This window comes from Burkholderia cepacia (assembly GCF_029962485.1).
GTDB lineage: Bacteria > Pseudomonadota > Gammaproteobacteria > Burkholderiales > Burkholderiaceae > Burkholderia.
Window position 1 is genome coordinate 160283 of sequence record NZ_CP073639.1, and the last position, 19359, is coordinate 179641.

The window sequence follows — 19359 nt, forward strand, 5'->3', positions numbered from 1 at the left end:
ACGGTCGGGACGCAGGAGGAGACAGGATTTTGACCACACAGGACTTGCTCGCGCAATACGGCCCGCGCGAATCGATGGAATACGACGTCGTGATCGTCGGCGGCGGCCCCGCCGGGCTGTCGGCGGCGATCCGGCTCAAGCAGCTGGCCGCCGAGAAAGGCACCGAGATCGGCGTGTGCGTGCTCGAGAAGGGTTCCGAGATCGGCGCGCACATCCTGTCGGGCGCGGTGATGGATCCGCGCGCGATCAACGAACTGTTCCCCGACTGGAAGGAACGCGGCGCCCCGCTCGACGTCGAGGTGACGGAAGACCGCTTCCTGTTCCTGTCCGAGAAGAGCGCGGTCACCACGCCCAACTGGGCACTGCCCGCCAACTTCCAGAACCACGGCAACTACGTGATTTCGCTGGGCAACGTCACGCGCTGGCTGGGCCAGCAGGCCGAAGCGTTGGGCGTCGAGATCTTCCCGGGCTTCCCGGCCGCCGAGATCCTCTATAACGACGACGGCTCGGTCAAAGGCGTCGCGACCGGCAACATGGGCGTGGGCAAGGACGGCGAGCCGACCGAGAACTTCCAGCTCGGCATGGAACTGCACGCGAAGTACACGCTGTTCGCCGAAGGCTGCCGCGGCCATCTCGGCCGCCAGCTGATCTCGAAGTTCAAGCTCGACGCGAACGCCGAGCCGCAGGCGTACGGGATCGGCATCAAGGAACTGTGGGAAATCGATCCCGCGAAGCACAAGCCGGGCCTCGTGATCCACACGGCCGGCTGGCCGTTGAAGTCGGATACCTACGGCGGCTCGTTCCTGTATCACATGGACAACAACCAGGTCGTGGTCGGTTTCGTGGTCGGCCTCGGCTACACGAACCCGTATCTGTCGCCGTTCGAGGAATTCCAGCGCTACAAGACGCACCCGTCGATCCGCGCGTTCCTCGAAGGCGGCAAGCGCGTGTCGTACGGCGCGCGTGCGATCACGGCGGGCGGGCTGCTGTCGTTGCCGAAGACGGTGTTCCCGGGCGGTGCGCTGATCGGCGACGACGCGGGCTTCCTGAACGCGTCGCGAATCAAGGGCAGCCACGCGGCGATCAAGACCGGCATGCTGGCGGCCGACGCGGCATTCGACGCGGTGCAGGCCGGCCGTCAGTCGGACGAGCTCAACGCGTATCCGGATGCCTTCAAGCAATCGTGGCTGTACACGGAACTGTACCGCGCGCGCAACTTCAAGCAATGGATGGCGAAGGGCCTGTACCTGGGCACGCTGATGGTCGGGCTCGAGCAGAAGGTGATGGGCGGCAACGTGCCGTGGACGCTGCATCACAAGCACGCGGACCACGAGATGCTGAAGCCGGCGTCGCAATGCCAGCCGATCGAGTATCCGAAGCCGGACGGCAAGCTGACGTTCGACCGGCTGTCGTCGGTATTCATCTCGAACACGAACCATGAAGAAAACCAGCCGGCGCACCTGACGCTGAAGGATGCGAGCGTGCCGGTGAACGTGAACCTGCGCACGTATGCGGGGCCGGAGGGGCGCTTCTGCCCGGCGGCGGTATATGAATTCGTGAAGAACGACGACGGCAGCGACCGGCTGGTGATCAACGCGCAGAACTGCGTGCACTGCAAGACCTGCGACATCAAGGACCCGACGCAGAACATCGTGTGGGTCACGCCGGAAGGCGGCGGCGGGCCGAATTACCCGAACATGTAACGCAACGCATCCCCGCGCCTGCGGGCGCGAACGAACCGGAGTGAGACGATGAGCAATGCAGCGAAAGAAGTCGTGGTGGTGAGCGGTGTCCGTACCGCGATCGGTGATTTCGGCGGCAGCCTGAAGGATTTCTCGCCGACCGATCTCGGCGCGAAGGTGGTCGCCGAAGTGCTGTCGCGCGCGAACGTGTCGGGCGATGCGGTTGGCCACGTCGTGTTCGGCCACGTCGTGAACACCGAGCCGAAGGACATGTATCTCGCGCGCGTCGCGGCGATCAATGGCGGTGTCGCGCAGCACGCGCCGGCGCTGACCGTGAACCGTCTGTGCGGCTCGGGCCTGCAGGCGATCGTGTCGGCCGCACAGACGATCATGCTAGGCGACGCCGACGTCGCGATCGGCGGCGGCTCGGAGAGCATGAGCCGCGCACCGTACACCGTGCCGGCCGCGCGCTTCGGCCAGCGCATGGGCGACGGCAAGCTCGTCGACATGATGCTCGGCGCGCTGCACGACCCGTTCCAGACGATCCACATGGGCGTGACGGCCGAGAACGTCGCACGCAAGTACGACATCTCGCGCGACGCGCAGGATGCGCTGGCGCTCGAATCGCATCGTCGCGCGGCGCGCGCGATCGCGGAAGGGCGCTTCAAGGATCAGATCCTGCCGATCGCGATCCGCACGAAGAAGGGCGAGGTTGCGTTCGACACCGACGAGCACGTGCGTCACGATGCGAGCGTCGACGATTTCTCGAAGCTGAAGCCGGTGTTCGCGAAGGAAAACGGCACCGTGACGGCCGGCAATGCATCGGGCATCAACGATGCGGCGGCAGCCGTGCTGATGATGAGCGCGGACGCTGCGCGCGCACAGGGCGTGAAGCCGCTCGCACGCCTCGTCGCGTATGCGCACGCGGGTGTCGACCCGGCGTACATGGGCATCGGCCCGGTGCCGGCCACGCAGAAGGCGCTCGAACGCGCGGGCCTGAAGATCAGCGATCTCGACGTGATCGAGGCGAACGAGGCGTTCGCCGCGCAGGCGTGCGCCGTGACGCAGGAGCTCGGCCTCGATCCCGCGAAGGTCAACCCGAACGGCTCGGGCATCTCGCTCGGTCACCCGATCGGTGCGACCGGCGCGCTGATCACGGTGAAGGCGCTGTACGAGCTGAAGCGCATCGGCGGGCGTTACGCGCTCGTGACGATGTGTATCGGCGGCGGCCAGGGGATTGCTGCGATCTTCGAGAACATCTGATAATCGACCGCTCAGCACCCGAACACACAGGAAATTTCATGGCCATCGAAATCGTCGGCGTCGTGGGCGCCGGAACCATGGGTAACGGCATTGCGCAAACCGCAGCCGTTGCCGGACTCAACGTCGTGATGATCGACGTCAGCGACGCCGCGCTCGAGAAAGGCGTCGCGACGCTGAAGGGCAGCCTCGAGCGGCTCGTGTCGAAGGACAAGCTCGACGCGGCTGCACGCGATGCGGCGCTGGCTCGCATCACGACGTCGACCGACTACGCGAAACTCGCATCGGTCGACATCGTGATCGAGGCCGCGACCGAGAACGTCGAGCTGAAGGGCCGCATCCTGAAACAGATCGAGGCCGTCGCGCGTCCGGACGCAATCATCGCGACCAACACGTCGTCGATCTCGATCACCGCGCTTGCGGCACTCCTTGCCGATCCGTCGCGTTTCCTCGGCATGCACTTCTTCAACCCGGTGCCGCTGATGCCGCTCGTCGAGATCATCCGCGGGCTGCAGACAAGCGATGCGACCGCGTCGGCCGTGCGCGCGCTGACCGAGCGTTTCGACAAGTCGCCGATCGGCGTGCGCAATTCGCCGGGCTTCGTCGTGAACCGGATCCTCGTGCCGATGATCAACGAAGCGTTCTTCGTGCTGGCTGAAGGTATCGCGTCGGCCGAGGAGATCGACGCGGGGATGAAGCTCGGCGCGAACCACCCGATCGGGCCGCTCGCGCTGGCAGACCTCGTGGGCCTCGACGTGTGCCTCGCGGTGATGGACGTGTTCCTGAAGGACTTCGGCGATCCTAAATATCGTGCCTGCCCGCTGCTGCGCGAGATGGTGACGGCCGGGCGGCTCGGGCGCAAGACCGGGCGCGGGGTGTACGACTACAGCAAGTAAGCGGCGAATCATGCCACTTCGCGCGGCCGCCTTCGGGCGGCCGCGTGCATTGATCGGTGCGGTTACGCGTCGAGCACTGCCAGATCCCGCGGCAGCGTGTGCTTGAACATCGCGAGGATCTGCCGCGCAGCCTTCGGCGGCAGCATGATGGCGTGACGCACGGCCGCCGCGATCTGGATCATCATCAGCTCGGCGAACGCGCTCCGTTGCGCGCGTGTCGTGTCGGGCGCCACTTCTCCCAACGCATCCGCGAACAGGCCGGCTAGGAACTCGCCGTCTGCCTGGTCGAGTGCCTGCAGCGCGCGGTCGGCTTGCGTCGCACGCCAGATGTCGCGCATCAGCGGCTCGTCGACGAACAGCCGGTAGTAGCTGTCCGTGATGCGGGCGAGCGTGCCGTGCAGGTCGTCGAGCGTCTTCATCGTCGCGAGGTCGCGCCGCACGCATTCGTGCCCGGCCTCGTTGTAGCGCTCCGCGAGCGTACCGATCACGGCCGCCTTGTCCGGAAAGTACTGATACAGCGAACCGAACGAGATGCCCGTGCGTTCCACGATGTCGCTCATCCGGAATGCGTCGCAGCCCTTCTCGATCATCACTTCCGACGCGCACGCAAGGATGCGCTCGAACCGCTCGCGGCTGCGCTGCTGTGTCGGGACGAGCCGCGCGCGCGCCGGCGCGTCCGCGCCCGTCGCTGCAGGCTCGCTGTTCTGCCCCGATTTTTGTCGGCCCATGCCGCCTCCGGAAAAACTTGACGTTGCTAATGCGAGAGTCTATCGTGTTTTTGAAATGAGAGAAAGTCTCGTATTTTCATCAAAGGAGACGCACATGTCGGCACTTCCCATTCTCATCGTCGGCGGCTCGGGCAAGACGGGCGCCCGCGTCGATGCCCGGCTGCGCGCGCGCGGCTTCGCGACGCGGCCTGTGTCGCGTACGTCGGCCATCCGCTTCGACTGGACGGCGCCCGCGACCTGGCCGGCCGCGCTCGATGGCGTGTCGGCTGCGTATGTGACGTACCAGCCTGACTTGTCCGTTGAAGGCGCGGTGGAAGCGATCGCCGCGTTTGCGCGGCTCGCGCGGGAAAGCGGCGTCGAGCGCGTCGTGTTGTTGTCCGGGCGCGGCGAGCCCGGTGCGCAGGCGGCCGAGGCGGCACTGCAGGCGTCGGGCATCGGCTGGGGTGTCGTGCGTGCAAGCTGGTTCAACCAGAACTTCTCGGAGGGCTACCTGATCGACGGTGTGCTGGCCGGGGAGGTTGCGCTGCCGGCGGGCGCCGTGCGCGAGCCGTTCGTCGATGCGGACGACATCGCCGATGTGGCCGTGGCGGCGCTTACCGATGCGCGGTTCGCGGATCGCGTGATCGAAGTCACGGGCCCGCGCGCGCTGACGTTTGCCGAAGCCGTCGGCGAAATCGCGCGTGCCGCCGGGCGGCCGATCGCCTATCGCGAGATTCCGCCCGATGCGTTCGTCGCGGGGCTGCGTGAGGTTGGCGTACCGGAGCCGGTCGTCGAACTGCTCGACGAACTGTTCCGCGTGGTGCTCGACGGGCGCAACAGCGCGGTGGCGCACGGCGTCGAAGAGACGCTCGGGCGGCCGGCGCGCGATTTCGCCGACTATGCGCGTGCGACGGCCGCAACCGGCGTGTGGAGCGCATGACCATGATCGCGTTCGTGACTTCCGCGCTGCTGTGGGGTTCGGCCATCGGCTGCGGGTTGATGGCCGGCGTGTACTTCGCGTTCTCGACGTTCGTGATGACGTCGCTCGGACGGATCGCGCCGCAGGCCGGCGCGGCCGCGATGAATGCGATCAACGTCGACATCGTGCGTTCGCCGTTCATGCCGCTGTTTCTCGGCACGACGCTGATGGCGCTCGCGCTCGTCGTGGTCGCGCTGTTCGATCGCGACCGGCCGGGCGCGATGGCCGCCGCCGCGGGTGGCGTGCTCTATGTGTTCGGCATGTTCGCGGTGACGATGGCCGTCAACGTGCCGCTCAACGACGCGCTTGCCGCGGCCGATCCGGCAACCGCGCAAGGCGTGGCGCAGTGGACGCGCTACGTGCACGACTGGACGATGTGGAATCACGTGCGCACGGTTGCGTCGGCGGCTGCGTGTGTGTGCTTCATCGTGGGGATTGCGGCGCGGTAGCGCTGCCGCTACGCATAAAACGCCGACGGCGACACGCCGAAGTGCCGCTTGAACATCGCGGAGAATGCGCTCTGGCTGCTGTAGCCGTGATCCATCGCGACGGTGACCACCTTCTCGCCGTGCGCAAGACGCTTGAGCGCGAGCAGCAGCCGCGCCTGCTCGCGCCAGCGGCGGAAGCTGAGCCCCGTCTCGCGCCGGAACGCGCGATGCAGCGTGCGAACCGACAGGCCGAGCAGGTCGGCCCATTCGGCGATCGTGCGCAGGTCGTCGGGCGCGGCGACGAGCGTGTCGCAGATCGTCCGCAGGCGTGCATCGTGCGGCCACGGCAGGTACAGCGGCAGTAGCGGCGCGACCGTTACCTCGGCGAGCAGCAGGTGCATCAGGTGATCGTGGCGCGAGCCTGGCGCGTAGTCGAGCGGCACGTCGACCGCGGCGAGGATCAGCTCGCGCAACAGCGGATGCACTTCCACGACGCAACTGCGCGCGGGCAGGTGCTCGACCGCGCCCGGTTCGACGAACACCGTGCGCATCTGCACGTCGCCGCTCATCTGCACCGTATGGTCGAGGCCGGCTTCGAGCCATACGCCGCGCGTCGGCGGCACGACCCACGACGCGCCTTCCGACTGCACGTGCATCACGCCCTCGATCGCATAGAGGAGCTGCGCGCGGCGATGGCTGTGCGTCGGGATCGATGTGCCGTGCGCGTACGCCGCCGCCATGGCCGACACGGGCATCGGTGTCGATTCGTAGCGCAGGTGCGCAAGCGGCTGGGTGGACTCGAATGTCCGATTGGCGATAAGTCCTGACATTTTGGCGTGAGACAGGCAGTGGGCGGGCGGGCACGATGGCGTTCCGATTCACGCCAGATTCCCTGTCAGGATAGTAATCCGTCAAACGCGATGAACAAGTCTCCTTTTCTGTTTCCTTTCTGCGCGATCGCGCTGTGGGCCGGCAACGTCGTGGTGTCGAAGCTGTCGGCGTCGACGATCGACCCGTCTGCCATTACGTTCTACCGGCTGCTGCTGGCGGTCGCGCTGATGAGCGTCTTCACGCTGGCCCCCGCGTGGCGCAATCGCGCGGTACTCGTCGCGCACCTGCCGAAGCTCGCGGTGCTGGGCTTTCTCGCGATGGCGCTGTTCCAGAGTCTGTCCTACGAGGCCGCGAGGACGACCAGCGCGACCAACATGGCGATCATCACCGCGCTCGTGCCGCTGATGACGATGGTGCTCAGTTCGCTGCTGCTCGGCGACCCGCCGGGCGCGGGCATGATCGGCGGCGGGGTGCTGTCGCTCGCGGGTGTCGTCTACCTGATTGCCGAAGGGCACCCGACGGCGATCGCCGCGCGTGGCGTGCACGTGGGCGACCTGCTGATGCTGGCCGCGTCGGCCGCGTACGCGCTGTACGGCGTGCTGCTCAAGCGCTGGCGCATCGGCGCGCTGCCGGCATGGCAGTCGACCTACGTGCAGGCGCTGGCCGCGCTCGTGTTCATGCTGCCGATGCTGCTGCGGTTGCCCGCGCAAGCCGCATGGCCGACGCGCGCGAGTGTGCCGCTGATCCTGTACGCCGGCGTGCTGGCGTCGGTGGTGCTGCCGTATCTGTGGATGCAGGGCGTGCGGCTGCTCGGCCCGAGCCGCTGCGCGATGTTCATGAACCTGCTGCCGCTGATGACGGCCGGCGGCGCGATCGTGTTGCTCGGCGAATCGCTGCGGCTGTATCACCTGATCGGCGGCGGTGTCGCGCTCGTCGGCGTGGCGATCGCGCAGCGATTCCCGTTCCAGGCAAGTGCGTCGCAAGGTGTCCGCCAATGAGCGCCGATTTCGACATGCAGGACCTGATTGCCGCGCTGCCGGATGCGCGTGTGCCCGTTGCCGACCCGTCGCTGTCCCGCCAGCTCGAACGAATCGCGACCGCGCTCGAAGCGATGGCGCACACCGGGCAGCCGGCGGCCGTCGATTTCGATGCGGCGGTCGCGTTTCGCTGGCGCGGTTTCGGCGGCGGCCCTCGAACGGCGCCGCTCGAACCGATCGCCACATCCGCGCTCGCCGGATTCGACGCGCTGCGCAACGTCGGCCGGCAAGCGGCGATCGTCGAACGGAACACGCGGCAGTTCGTGCGCGGGTTCGCGGCCAATCACGTGCTGCTGACCGGCGCGCGCGGCACCGGCAAGTCGTCGATCGTGAAGGCGTGCCTGCACGCGTTCGCCGCGCACGGGTTGCGGCTGATCGAGGTCAGCAAGGAAGGGTTGAACGACCTGCCGGCGATCGTCGAGCTGGTGCGCACGCGGCCCGAGCGCTATATCGTGTTCTGCGACGACCTGTCGTTCGAGGCCGGCGAGACCGGCTACAAGGGGCTGAAGACCGTGCTCGACGGCTCGGTCGCGAGCGACCTGTCGAACGTGCTGGTGTATGCGACCTCCAATCGTCGCCACCTGATGCCCGAGCAGGCGAGCGACAACGCGAACGTGACGCGTGCGGAGAACGGCGAGCTGCATCCGGGCGACGCGGTCGAGGAGCGGATTTCGCTGTCGGAGCGCTTCGGGATCTGGGTCACGTTTTACGGCTTCACGCAGGACGAGTACCTGGCCGTGGTCGAGAGCCGTCTCGGCGCGGCCGGCTTCGATGGCGAGCAGATCCGCGCCGCGCGGGAGCCCGCACTGCAGTGGGCGTTGGAACGCGGCGCGCGCTCGGGCCGGATTGCGGTGCAGTTCGCGCGCGATTACGCGGGGCGGCTTGCGGACGAAGATTCACCCGGGCACCGGCCCGGCTGAATGTCGCGCTACAGCAACCGCTCGGACAATACGCGGAACGCGACGTCGGTGACGACGAAGCACATCGGTTCGCCGGTGGCGCCGATGCGCGCGAGGAAATCGCCGCCGCCGATGGGGCCGACCGTCTTCAGCGGTCGGACCGCGTCGATGTCGATCGGCAGATCGATCGATGCATGGGCCAGACGGTCGCAGTCCGCGACATGCGCGATGGCCGCGTGCTGAAGCGACAGGGATGCGACGGCCGCGCGCCAGTCGCTGAAGAACGGCGCGAATGCGGTGGGCAGCGTGCGGTCGTCCGACGCTTCGGCCGTGCAGCGGAAGTCCGGCGCGCTGCCGCCGCCGCTGGCCAGCAGCGTGTCGTAGCGTCCGTTTCGCACCTCATGCGTGAAGCGCCGCGCCAGATGCGACGGCAGCGCGTCGCTGAAGAGCCGGCTGCCGAGCGCATAGAGCGGGTGGTCGAACACGTTCTTCACGAACAGCACGGTGCGCTCGGCCGGCTTGCCGTCCGGCAGCGCGTCGACGTAGAGCCGCCAGTTGCTCTGCAGAGGCGAAGGAAACACGCGCCGCAACGGGCCCGCGAGACGCGGGCCGAAGTGCCGGTGCGCATAGGTGAGCGTTGTGAACAGCGTGCGGCCGTCGCGGCTAGCGAGCGTGACGCCGCGCGGCACGAGATGCGCGACGGCGGCGACATCGACGATCCATGTGCAATACACGACGTTCTCGACGTCGCTCGCCAACTGCAGGAACGGCAGCCGCGACAGCAGCGCGCGGCGTGCGCGCAAGAGCGGGCCACTCGCGACAATCCGGTTGGCGAGCCGGCCGGCGATGCCGGCGGACGGGTAAACGAAGGTGTTGTCGTAGCGCATGAGCGGCATTGTGCCGGGGTTGCGGCGTGGAATGAAGATGATGTGCGACGACGATCGGCGCCACGCCCGGGTATTGTGGGATTCGTGCGGTGCAGGCATATTGTCCGGGCGATCGGGGCCGGGCCGTACCGGATCGCGTCGGAGATCAAAAAACAGAACACGCACGCACCAATCCACGGGGTTTGCATCATGACCGACTCTCTCGATCGCAGGCGCTTCCTCAAGACGGCATTCGGCTCGGCATTGGGCCTCGGCGGCCTCGGCATGCTGCAGGCATGCGGCGGCGATTCGGTGTCGGCGGACCCGCTCGCGCCGGTGTCCGATGCACGGATCGCGGCGGCCGTCGCACAGCTCGATCCGCTCGTGAGCGCGCTGCTCGGCAGCTCGGGCGTGCCCGGCATCGCGGTGGCCGTCGTGCACGGCGGGAAGACGCTGTTCGCAAAGGGTTACGGCGTGTGCAGCACGGCCACCGGCCAGCCCGTCGACGCCGATACGATCTTTCAGCTTGCCTCGGTCTCGAAGTCGATCGGCGCGACGGTCGTTGCGTCGCAGGTCGGCAAGGGTGTCGTGAGCTGGGACACGCGGATGCAGCAGCTGATGCCGTCGTTCGCGCTGTCCGACCCGTCGGTCACGCAGTCGCTGACGGTCGCCGACCTGTATGCGCACCGTTCGGGGTTGCCGGAGCATGTCGGCGATCAGCTCGAGGAACTCGGGTTCGACCGGGCAACCGTGTTCAACCGGCTGCGCGAGATCCCGCTCGTCGGCTACCGAAGCCATTACGCCTATACGAACATCGGCCTGACAGCCGCGGCGATCGGCGTCGCGAATGCGGCGGGCATCGATTGGGCGACGCTATCGGAGCAGGCCGTTTATGCGCCGCTCGGGATGACGCGCACGAGCTCGCGATATGCGGACTACCAGGCGAGCGCGAACCATGCGGTCGGGCACGTACCCGTCAACGGCGTGTTCGTGCCGGTCGCCGCGCCGCGCGATGCCGACCTGCAATCGCCGGCGGGCGGCGTGAGCTCGTCGGTCAACGATCTCGCGCGATGGATGGCGATGGTGCTGGCCAATGGCCGCGCTGGCGGGACGCAACTGATCCCCGCCGCCGCGCTGTCGCCCGCACTGTCGGCGCAGATCCTGATCCACCCGGCGAGCGCGGACGGCGCCGCCGCGTACTACGGCTACGGCTTCAACGTCGGCACGACCGCCGACGGCGGGCGGCCGATGGTCAGCCACTCCGGCGGCTTCCTGCTGGGCGCCGGTACCTTCTTCGTGCTCGTGCCGTCGCTCGACATCGGCATTGCGGTGCTGACCAACACCTGGCCGGTCGGCGTGGCGGAGGCGATCGGTTTCGCCTTCCTCGACCTGGTCCAGTACGGTGCGCAGCAACGGGACTGGGCGGCCTTCGCGAAAGAGCAGACGGCCCCGCTGACCGCGCCGGCCGGGTCGCTGGCCGGTGCTGCCGCTCCCGTGTCGCCTGCGCCGCCGCAAGCGCTGACCGCCTATGCCGGCACCTACGGCAACGACTACTACGGACCGATGACGGTGAGTGTCGTCAACAACGCGCTGGTGCTGACGATCGGTGCCGGCAACGTGTCGTTCGCGTGCACGCACTGGGACGGCGATACGTTCGCGATCAGCCCGTCGGGTGAAATGGCGCCGCCCGGTTCGAAATATGCACTCACGTTCGCCGGCACACCGCCAACGCGCGTGACGGCCGAACTGTTCAGCGACGGCGGGTTGAACGTCTTCACCCGCTGACGCCGGCGCCGGTCAATACCCCGACCCGCTGCCGCCCTGATCGGTGACGATCGCGACTCCCGAACTCGTGCCGAGCCGCGTCGCGCCGGCCTCGAGCATCGCGAGCGCGGCCGCGCGGTCGCGCACGCCGCCCGATGCCTTCACGCCGAGTGCCGGGCCGACCGTGCGGCGCATCAGCGCGACATCCGCGAGCGTCGCGCCGCCGTGGCCGAACCCGGTCGACGTCTTCACGAACGCGACGCCGAGATCGCGGCACATCTCGCACACACGCACCTTCTCGTCGTCGGTCAGCAGCCCCGTTTCGAGGATTACCTTGAGCGGCACCGCACCGCATGCGCGGTGCACGGCCGCGATGTCGGCCTTCACGTCGTCGCCGCGGCCGCTCTTCAGCGCGCCGAGGTTGATGACCATGTCGATCTCGCCGGCGCCCGCGTCGATCGCGGCGGTGGCTTCGAATGCCTTCGCGGCCGACAGCCCGGCGCCGAGCGGAAAGCCGACCACCGCGCAGACGAGCACGCCGGTATCGGCCAGCTCGCGAGCGGCCAGCGGCACGTTCGCCGAATTCACGCAGACCGAGTAAAAGCGATGCTCGGCCGCCTGGCGGCAGAGTTCGCGGATCTGCGCGTCGCTCGCGTCGGGCGCGAGCAGCGTGTGATCGATGGTTTGGGCGAGTTGGGCGTTGGAAAGCGGCATGTGTCAGGACTCCACGGTTCGTGTGCCGGAAGGGCACACGGAAAGTTGATGTTTTCACATCGGTTTGTTACAAATACGACATTCCGGCCGGGCCTGTGTGCCCGGCACGACACGCGACGGATGCGACGGGTACGCAGGATACTGGCATGGAAACGAAGAAGGGCGAACGGATCAAGACATTGATGAACGTGCTGCAAGGGCAGAACGCGATTCATCTGAAGGAAGTGGCCGAGTTGTTCGGCGTGTCCGAGATGACGATCCGCCGCGATCTCGCGGACAATCCGCACGGCCTCAGCCTGATCGGCGGTTATGTGACGCGCCATTTCGCCGCGCAGCGCAGCGACATCGGCGAATACCTGATCAGCGCGGAGAACAACCGGCAGACCGAGGAGAAGCGCCGCATCGGCAAGCTGGCCGCGCAGTTCGTGACGACCGGCGACACGATCTTCGTCGACTGCGGCTCGACCACGCCGTTCATCGTCGATTTCATCCCGGACGACCTCGAGTTCACGGCGGTCTGCAACTCGCTGAACGTGTTCGCGAAGCTGCAGCAGAAGCCGCATTGCAACGTGATTCTGTGCGGCGGCGCGTATCACCGCCAGAACATGGTGTTCGAATCGGTCGCCGAAACGGGCATCCTCGATTCGGTGCGCGTGTCGAAGGCATTCATCTCGGCGGCTGGCGTCAGCGATCGCTGCGGCGTCACATGCTTCAATTTCCACGAAGTCGATGCGAAGAAGAAGGTGATGGCGCGCGCGCAGAACCGCTTTCTGCTCGTCGACCACACGAAGTTCGACGAAGTGCGCGCGGCCTATTTCGCCGAACTGACCGATTTCAACTACGTGATCTCCGACGGGCAACTGAGCCAACGCTACGAAACGGCGATCCGCGAACACGGGATCGCGCTCGTGACCTGACGCCGCGCGGGCGGCCTTCGCGCTTTGCATCGCATCAGGCATCGCGTGCTTCCGCTGCGCTCAGGTAGCCGGTGAGCACCTCGAAGTGTCGTGTCGCGCCCGGCGCAAGCGTCGCGACATGGCCCTTGCGGCGTTCGGCTTCATACCCCTCTGGCTCGCAGGTCGACGGCAGCGCGAACGCGGCGACCTGCTGGTCCGCGTTGTGCAGGATCCAGCGCGTCGCATGCGGGAATTGCCCGGGGCGATATGCTGTGTGGAAAGCACCGCCGTCCGGATGCGTGAGCCGGAAATGCGCGACGCCGTCGGCGTCCGTTTCCACGCCGTTCATGAAGAACACGATCTCGGGGTCGTACAGCGCGGGCGTATCGAGCGTCGTGAGCCGTTCGGGTTCGCGTGCGAGCGTAGCCGTGTAGTCGCGCCACGCTGCGGTCGGCTTGACGTGGGCGGGCACGCTGTCGCGCAGCCGCAACCCGCCGCGCGACAGCGACTGCACGAAGCGGCCGCCCGGCACGTATGCGTAGTTCAGGTGGGCCATGTACATCAGGTCCATCGGCGTGCCGCCGAGATTCGTCACGTCCATCGCAATCGTCATCTGCGCGTCGCGTTCGGCGAGCCGCACCGACGGGCGCGCGACATAGTGGCTGCCGAAGCCCTGCACGTACTCGTATTCGCCGGTCACTTCGACGATTGCGCCGCGCGCATCCGTGCCGACGACCAGGCTCGCACGGTCCATCGGTGCGCACGGCATCTCGCCGTGCAGCGCATGCGTGTCGTCCGGCCCCGGGCAGCCGTTGCGCAGCAGCCCGCTGTGGAACATGAAGCAGCCGTAGGTGTCGACGATCGATGTTGCGCGCTTCGGCTGCCGGAACATGTGCTTCATCGTCAGGTCGTGGCCGTCGAATTCGGCGGCCCAGATCATCTGGCCAAGATACGGCAGCACGACGAGATGGCCGCGGCGGTTTTCGAGCTTCAGCGCCTCGACGCCGGACGGGTACGCGAACGCGGTGACGGTGAGGCCGTCGGTGCGGTACAGCGTGCGCGGGGCTTCGCGGAAGTCGTCGCGCCGCAGTTCGATCTCGCCTCGCATGGTCACGCTCCGGACGTGTTGCGCGACGCGGCGTAGCGCGCCGGCGCGCGGCCGTCGGCGGCTGCGTCGGGCGTTGCGGCCGGCAGGTGGCGCAGGCAGTAGAAGCCGTAGTAGACGATCACGACGAAGCACGCGAGCGGCACGACGAACGCGAGCTGCATGTTGCCGCCGGTGTGGTCGGAGATCAGCCCCTGGATCAGCGGCACGACCGCGCCGCCGACGATGCTCATCACGAGGATCGAGCCGCCGTATTCGGTGTCCTTGCCGAGACCGTCGATCGTCAGGCCGTAGATCGTCGGCCAGCACGGGCCGAGGAACACGCTTACGCACACGGCCGCATAGACGGCCGTGATGTTGTGCACGCTGATCGTGTACGCGAGCAGCGCGATGCACAGGATGCCGTAGACGATCAGCACCTTGGCCGGGCCGACGCGCTTCATGACGAGCGTTGCGACCAGCTTGCCGACGAAGAACGCGAAGAACGTCGCGAGCAGGTAGTGCGACGCGCCGCGCTCGGTGAGGCCGCCGATCTGCATCGCGAGCCGGATCGTGAAGCTCCACACGCCGACTTGCGCGCCGACATACAGGAATTGCGCGACCACGCCCGCGACGAAGCGCCGGTTGCCGAACAGGCGCGCGAGCGTGCCGCGCGCGTCGATCCGGTGCGTGACCGCGCCGGGCCCGTTGCCCTTGCAGGCCGGGTAGGGCGTGAGCGCGAACACGATGAACACGGCGACGAGCACGACGATCAACCATTTGTACGGCTCGAGCGTGGCCTGGATCATCGCGAGCTGGTGCACGTGCGCTTCGGCGGCCGACATCGCCGCGAGCTGCGCGTGCGACGCGTCGCCTTCCTTGAAGATCAGGAGGCTGCCCATGTAGACGCCGGCCATTGCGCCGAACGGATAGAACGTCTGCGAGATGTTCAGCCGCCGCGTGCTGGTATCGCGCGGGCCCATCAGCGTCGAGTACGAGTTCGACGCCGTTTCGAGGAACGACAGGCCCGCGGCGATCACGAACAGCGCGACGAGGAACATTCCGTATTTCGCCATCGACGCGGCGGGGAAGAACAGCAGGCAGCCGGTCGTGTAGAGCAGCAGGCCAACGAGGATCGTCGTCTTGTAGCTGAACTTCTTCACGACGGTCGCGGCCGGAATCGCGAGGAAGAAGTAGCCGAGATAGAACGCGGACTGCACGAATGCCGATTCGAAATCGGACAGGAAGAACGATTTCTTGAACTGGGCGATCAGCACGTCGTTCAGGTTCGCGGCGGTGCCCCACAGCGCGAACAGGCAGCACAGCAGCGTGAACGCGAAGAGCGGCGTGCGGTTCAGGTAATAGCCGTCGGGTGTGTGTTCGATCCTGGCTCGGCTCATGGGTGTCTCCTTCCCAATGTCTCGTCGATGAAGGCGCCGTTCAGAGGCCGGCGTCGTGGAGGAAGCGTTCGAACGTCGCGGCGTCGGCGTACGACTTCTGCGTGCCGAGGCCCGTGACGGAGTGCGCGGCATACGCGGATGCGTAGCGCATGGCGTCGACGGCATCGCGCGACCTGGCGTAGCAGCGCGCGAAGCAGCCGATGTAGGCGTCGCCCGCGCCCGTCGTGTCGCGCGCGTCGACCGGCACGCCCGGCACGTGCCGCACGCCGTCGCGCGAGACGAGCAGCGAACCGTTGCTGCCGAGCGTGACGAGCACGTGCTTCAGCCCGCGCGCGACCAGCGCTTCGGCGGCGCGGGTGGCGCTCTCGCGCGAATCGACCGGCAGGCCCGACACGATCGCGAGCTCGGTTTCGTTCGGCACGAAGAATTCGACGGAGCGGATCCGTTCGAAATCGAGGTCGGCCACTGCGGGCGCGGGGTTCAGCAGCACGGGGATGCCGTGCCGCGCGCCGAAATCGACCGCGTGATAGACGGTGTCGAGCTCGATTTCGAGTTGCAGCACGATCAGCGCGCATTCGGCGAGCGCCGGCGCGGCCGCGTCGATGTCGGCCGGCTTCAGATGGCGGTTCGCGCCCTTGACGATCAGGATGCTGTTGCTCGAATCGGGTTCGACGAAGATCGGCGCGACGCCGCTCGGTACGCCGGCGACCTTGCGCACGTGCGTGGTGTCGATTCCTTCGCGCTCGAAGTTGCGGATCGTGTTGTCGGCGAACACGTCGTCGCCGACCTTCGTGACCATCACGACGCGCGCGCCGAGACGCGCGGCCGCGACGGCCTGGTTCGCGCCCTTGCCGCCGCAGCCGAGTTCGAAATTCGGCGCCTCGAGCGTTTCGCCCCGCGCGGGCATGCGTGCGACATAGGTCACGAGGTCGACCATGTTGCTGCCGATGACGGCGATTGTCTCCATCTGCGTCTCTTCCTTGGTATGAGGTGGGCCACGCGCGTGGTCGTCGGCGGCCGCAATAAGTGATAATAAAATCACATAAAATGTGAGAATGCAATCTTATGATGTTAGTGGGGTCACTTGCGGAGCCGTGGGGCGAGCGGGTAGTTCGGCGGGAAATCGGGGGTTTCAGCGTGACTTATCGTCAGATGGCGCTTGAAATGGACGAGGCTGTCCCTGTTTTCGCGGGAAGCCGAGCCCCGCGAGCGCGGCGGCGATGAAGGTGTGTTCGCGCGAACGGGCGCGGTGACGCTTACGCGTATGCGTCGATCAGCGTGTCGAGATTGCGTTGCGCGAGCGGCGCGAGCGCCGCAAATTCCGCCGATCGAAACAGCGGCGTCTGTTCGCGCAGGTGTTCGAGCGCGTGCTTGCGACCGGCGCGGAAGGCGGCCGACGGTGCATCGGGATCCTGCGCCCATTCGCGTGCGATCGCGCGATCGTATTCGCGCAGCCGGTCGGGCGTAGCCGCGAGGATCGCGAGATCGGCATCGAGAAAGAGTTGTCCGGCGCGCTGCAGCGCCGGATCGAGCGCGAACGATTCGGGCAACCGGTGCGACTTCGTGGCGAGCACGAGATCGTGTGCGACGGACACGTGCAATGCGTGTGCATGCCGCCAGGATGCCGCGCAGTGTTCGTGCGTGACCTGCACGAGCCATTTCGCGCTATGTGATTCGTTATGCGAATAATCTGGCAGTGTCGTCGCGTAGACGACATCGTGTGCCCAGACGGCGAGTTCGATCGCCGGCCACAGCGGTTCCGCACGATACGGCGCGAGATGCGCGAACAGTTCCACCAGATGTGCGAGCGTGTGGTAGAAGCGCTGCGGCTCGCTGTATGCACGCTCGACGAGCGGCCAGACAGCGGCCGTACCGAAACAGGCATCGCAGGATGAGCGCAGTGTGAGGGTGAGGTCGTTCATGCCGGTGAGCGGATCGGGAGCGGGCGGTGAGATGTCCGTCGGCTGTCCTTACACGTTGACGACGCCGCGTCCGAGCTCCACCACGCGACCGCCGACGCTGATCGCGCCAGCCACGCCGACCGACAACCGCAGCAGGCAAGGCCGCCCGACGGCTTCGCCTTGCTCGACCTGAAACGCGGCAGGCAGATCGCGTCCGGCGGCAAGCAGCCAGCCACCGAGGTTCGCACAGGCCGACCCGGTGCCCGGATCTTCCGACACACCGCCGCCTTGCTTCACGAAGAAGTAACGGGACACCACCGTCCCCGGGCGTTCCGCGTCGAATGCAAACACATACGCGGTCTTGCGGCCGAGGCTGCTGGGCGGCCAGATGTCGAGGCGGGCGCTGTCGGGCCGTGCGCGCCGCACGGCTGCGGGGTCCTTGAGCGCGACCAGCAGTTGATCGGCGCCCGTGTTGACCCAGACCGGCGGCGCGAGCAGATCGTCCTCGGCGAGCCCCAGCAGTGCCGCCGTCTGCGCGTCGGACAATTCGCATGGCGCCGTCTTCGGCATGCCCGCGTGCGGCGCGACGAACGTCCACACGTCGTCACGCGCGTCGACGTTGACGACGCCGGCCTTGAATTCGAGCGACAGCGCGTCGCCCGTTTTCAGCAGGTCGCGCACGACATGCGCGGTGCCGAGCGTCGGATGGCCAGCAAAGGCCATTTCATAGCCCGGCGTGAAGATGCGGACCCGCGCGTGCGCATGCTCGGACGGCAGAACGAAGGTCGTTTCCGACAGGTTGAACTGCACGGCCAGCGCCTGCATGGTCGCGTCGTCCATGCCGCGCGCGTCTTCGAACACGCACAGCGGGTTGCCGCCGAACGTCGATTCGGCGAAGACATTCAGCAGGCGGAAGGCATACGGCATCATTGGAATCTCGCGTAGGGGGCGATTGCCAGACTCTGGTACAGGATCGATCGGTTGCTTGCGCCGACGTTCTCGATGCATGGCGTGGCGATGCGGTATGCCATTGTGCCCGCAAGATGTGAAGAAGGGGGGCGGCGCACCTGCGATCCGCTTTTCATGCATCATCGGGGTGCTCCGATTCGTCGACGGTGACCCGGTCCGGTCGTTCAGGTTGACGCAACGATGGCGGATATTCTTGTGCTGGAGCAGCGAGTCGAGTGTGTGCGCGTGCCATTGGCGAGCGCATCCGGATGCGGATCATCCGGTATTACGACCAAGACTGCGACGCCGCGCCCAGGTCACATGTGTCGGGTTCGGTGTCGCTCGGCGCTTGCCGATTCAGGCGGGCAGGAGGAACACATGGTTTCCGATGGAAACGTGTCGAGCAACGGCGGCGGGCAAGCTGCCCTGGAAGCGATCGTGCGTGGCGTGGAAGGCTTCCGGATTCCGGCCGCAACGGATTGGCCGACGGCGAAGCAATATCTTGCGGACAACGACGGGCAATGGAAATTCTCCGCCGTGCTGGTCGCGATCGTTACGCGGCGCGAGCCGACGATCCTGCTGACCAAGCGTTCGTCGGGGCTCAGCGAATACTCGTCGCAGGTGAGCTTTCCGGGCGGACGTCCGGCGGAGGGAGACGTCGGTATCGGCGCGACGGCGCTGCGCGAAGCGTTCGAGGAAATCGGCCTCGCGTCCGGCGCGGTTCGCGTGGTCGGGTGCTTGCCGATTCATAAAACCCGAAAGCGGAATCACGCGATCTTTCCCGTGATCGGCATCGTGCCGGAAACCGCCGCATGGGAGGCCGCGCCGGCCGAAGTCGAGGAGATTTTCGAGTTTCCGTTCTCCGCGTTGCTGAATCCGGACCTGCCGCGTCAGTACAGCGACGGCGAACGCGTGGGCGGCTGGTACTGGGCGGACCAGCCGCAGGACATTTGGGGCGTGACCGCGTTCATCCTGAAGTCGCTGGCCGGTCTGGCGCTCGATGCCGGGCACGGGGAGCGGGCCCGTCTCGACTAGGTTCACGTAACGGGCGTCAGGCCCGCAAAGGT

General features: G+C 66.9%; 19 protein-coding genes. 10 read left to right on the forward strand and 9 right to left on the reverse strand.

Annotation, left to right across the window (positions count from 1 at the left end; all coding sequences use genetic code 11):
* Positions 1 to 74: 74 nt before the first annotated feature.
* Genes KEC55_RS31815 through KEC55_RS31825 form a run of 3 tightly spaced genes read left to right on the forward strand, consistent with a single transcriptional unit; the run spans position 75 to position 3838 of the window.
* Complete coding sequence (locus KEC55_RS31815) at positions 75 to 1703, forward strand: electron transfer flavoprotein-ubiquinone oxidoreductase (RefSeq protein ID WP_395460122.1); 1629 nt, start codon at positions 75 to 77, stop codon at positions 1701 to 1703.
* Between the two features lie 48 nt (positions 1704 to 1751).
* Complete coding sequence (gene bktB, locus KEC55_RS31820; protein ID WP_282512606.1) at positions 1752 to 2945, forward strand: beta-ketothiolase BktB; 1194 nt, start codon at positions 1752 to 1754, stop codon at positions 2943 to 2945.
* Positions 2946 to 2983: 38 nt separating this feature from the next.
* Entirely contained in the window at positions 2984 to 3838 is an 855-nt protein-coding gene (locus KEC55_RS31825) for a 3-hydroxybutyryl-CoA dehydrogenase (protein ID WP_282512608.1), read from the forward strand.
* Between the two features lie 62 nt (positions 3839 to 3900).
* Here the strand turns inward: KEC55_RS31825 and KEC55_RS31830 are convergent, their stop codons facing one another.
* Positions 3901 to 4566, reverse strand: a complete 666-nt coding sequence (locus KEC55_RS31830) for a TetR/AcrR family transcriptional regulator (protein ID WP_282512610.1) — start codon at positions 4564 to 4566, stop codon at positions 3901 to 3903.
* A gap of 94 nt (positions 4567 to 4660) precedes the next feature.
* Here KEC55_RS31830 and KEC55_RS31835 point away from each other — a divergent pair, with 94 nt between their 5' ends.
* Positions 4661 to 5485, forward strand: coding sequence for an NmrA family transcriptional regulator (locus tag KEC55_RS31835; protein WP_282512612.1), 825 nt, complete (start codon positions 4661 to 4663; stop codon positions 5483 to 5485).
* A gap of 2 nt (positions 5486 to 5487) precedes the next feature.
* Positions 5488 to 5973 carry a DUF1772 domain-containing protein gene (locus KEC55_RS31840; RefSeq protein ID WP_348996029.1) on the forward strand — a complete coding sequence of 162 codons (486 nt, stop codon included), beginning with the start codon at positions 5488 to 5490 and terminating at the stop codon, positions 5971 to 5973.
* An 8-nt stretch (positions 5974 to 5981) separates the two neighbouring features.
* On the opposite strand, the gene KEC55_RS31845 is transcribed toward KEC55_RS31840, so the two are convergent.
* On the reverse strand, positions 5982 to 6782 hold the full coding sequence (locus KEC55_RS31845; protein ID WP_282512616.1) for an AraC family transcriptional regulator: 801 nt from the start codon (positions 6780 to 6782) through the stop codon (positions 5982 to 5984).
* 90 nt (positions 6783 to 6872) lie between these two features.
* Between KEC55_RS31845 and KEC55_RS31850 the strand changes: the two genes are divergently transcribed.
* Both KEC55_RS31850 and KEC55_RS31855 read left to right on the forward strand, forming a co-directional pair.
* Entirely contained in the window at positions 6873 to 7781 is a 909-nt protein-coding gene (locus KEC55_RS31850) for a DMT family transporter (protein WP_176050961.1), read from the forward strand.
* Entirely contained in the window at positions 7778 to 8740 is a 963-nt protein-coding gene (locus tag KEC55_RS31855; protein WP_282512618.1) for an ATP-binding protein, read from the forward strand. The genes KEC55_RS31850 and KEC55_RS31855 overlap by 4 nt, the downstream gene beginning before the upstream one ends.
* A gap of 8 nt (positions 8741 to 8748) precedes the next feature.
* Here KEC55_RS31855 and KEC55_RS31860 read toward each other — a convergent pair whose 3' ends face one another.
* Positions 8749 to 9615, reverse strand: coding sequence for a DUF2071 domain-containing protein (locus KEC55_RS31860; RefSeq protein WP_348996019.1), 867 nt, complete (start codon positions 9613 to 9615; stop codon positions 8749 to 8751).
* A gap of 180 nt (positions 9616 to 9795) precedes the next feature.
* On the opposite strand from KEC55_RS31860, the gene KEC55_RS31865 reads away from it, so the two are divergent.
* Positions 9796 to 11370: a serine hydrolase gene (locus KEC55_RS31865; protein ID WP_282512622.1), complete on the forward strand. Its 1575-nt coding sequence runs from the start codon at positions 9796 to 9798 to the stop codon at positions 11368 to 11370.
* Positions 11371 to 11382: 12 nt separating this feature from the next.
* Here KEC55_RS31865 and deoC read toward each other — a convergent pair whose 3' ends face one another.
* A complete protein-coding gene (gene deoC / locus KEC55_RS31870) occupies positions 11383 to 12063 on the reverse strand; it encodes a deoxyribose-phosphate aldolase (RefSeq protein ID WP_282512624.1) in 681 nt (226 codons plus the stop codon).
* Between the two features lie 146 nt (positions 12064 to 12209).
* Here deoC and deoR point away from each other — a divergent pair, with 146 nt between their 5' ends.
* A complete protein-coding gene (gene deoR, locus KEC55_RS31875) occupies positions 12210 to 12980 on the forward strand; it encodes a DNA-binding transcriptional repressor DeoR (RefSeq protein WP_282512626.1) in 771 nt (256 codons plus the stop codon).
* A 34-nt stretch (positions 12981 to 13014) separates the two neighbouring features.
* Here the strand turns inward: deoR and KEC55_RS31880 are convergent, their stop codons facing one another.
* The 5 genes from KEC55_RS31880 to KEC55_RS31900 all read right to left on the reverse strand — a co-directional run bounded on the left by KEC55_RS31880 (position 13015) and on the right by KEC55_RS31900 (position 18274).
* A complete protein-coding gene (locus tag KEC55_RS31880) occupies positions 13015 to 14067 on the reverse strand; it encodes an aldose 1-epimerase family protein (protein WP_282512628.1) in 1053 nt (350 codons plus the stop codon).
* 2 nt (positions 14068 to 14069) lie between these two features.
* Entirely contained in the window at positions 14070 to 15443 is a 1374-nt protein-coding gene (fucP, locus tag KEC55_RS31885) for an L-fucose:H+ symporter permease (protein WP_282512630.1), read from the reverse strand.
* A 40-nt stretch (positions 15444 to 15483) separates the two neighbouring features.
* A complete protein-coding gene (rbsK, locus tag KEC55_RS31890; RefSeq protein WP_282512632.1) occupies positions 15484 to 16410 on the reverse strand; it encodes a ribokinase in 927 nt (308 codons plus the stop codon).
* A 289-nt stretch (positions 16411 to 16699) separates the two neighbouring features.
* Positions 16700 to 17365: an HD domain-containing protein gene (locus KEC55_RS31895; RefSeq protein WP_282512634.1), complete on the reverse strand. Its 666-nt coding sequence runs from the start codon at positions 17363 to 17365 to the stop codon at positions 16700 to 16702.
* A gap of 48 nt (positions 17366 to 17413) precedes the next feature.
* Entirely contained in the window at positions 17414 to 18274 is an 861-nt protein-coding gene (locus KEC55_RS31900) for a PhzF family phenazine biosynthesis protein (RefSeq protein ID WP_282512636.1), read from the reverse strand.
* A 396-nt stretch (positions 18275 to 18670) separates the two neighbouring features.
* Between KEC55_RS31900 and KEC55_RS31905 the strand changes: the two genes are divergently transcribed.
* Complete coding sequence (locus KEC55_RS31905; protein ID WP_282512638.1) at positions 18671 to 19327, forward strand: NUDIX hydrolase; 657 nt, start codon at positions 18671 to 18673, stop codon at positions 19325 to 19327.
* Positions 19328 to 19359 lie beyond the last annotated feature (32 nt).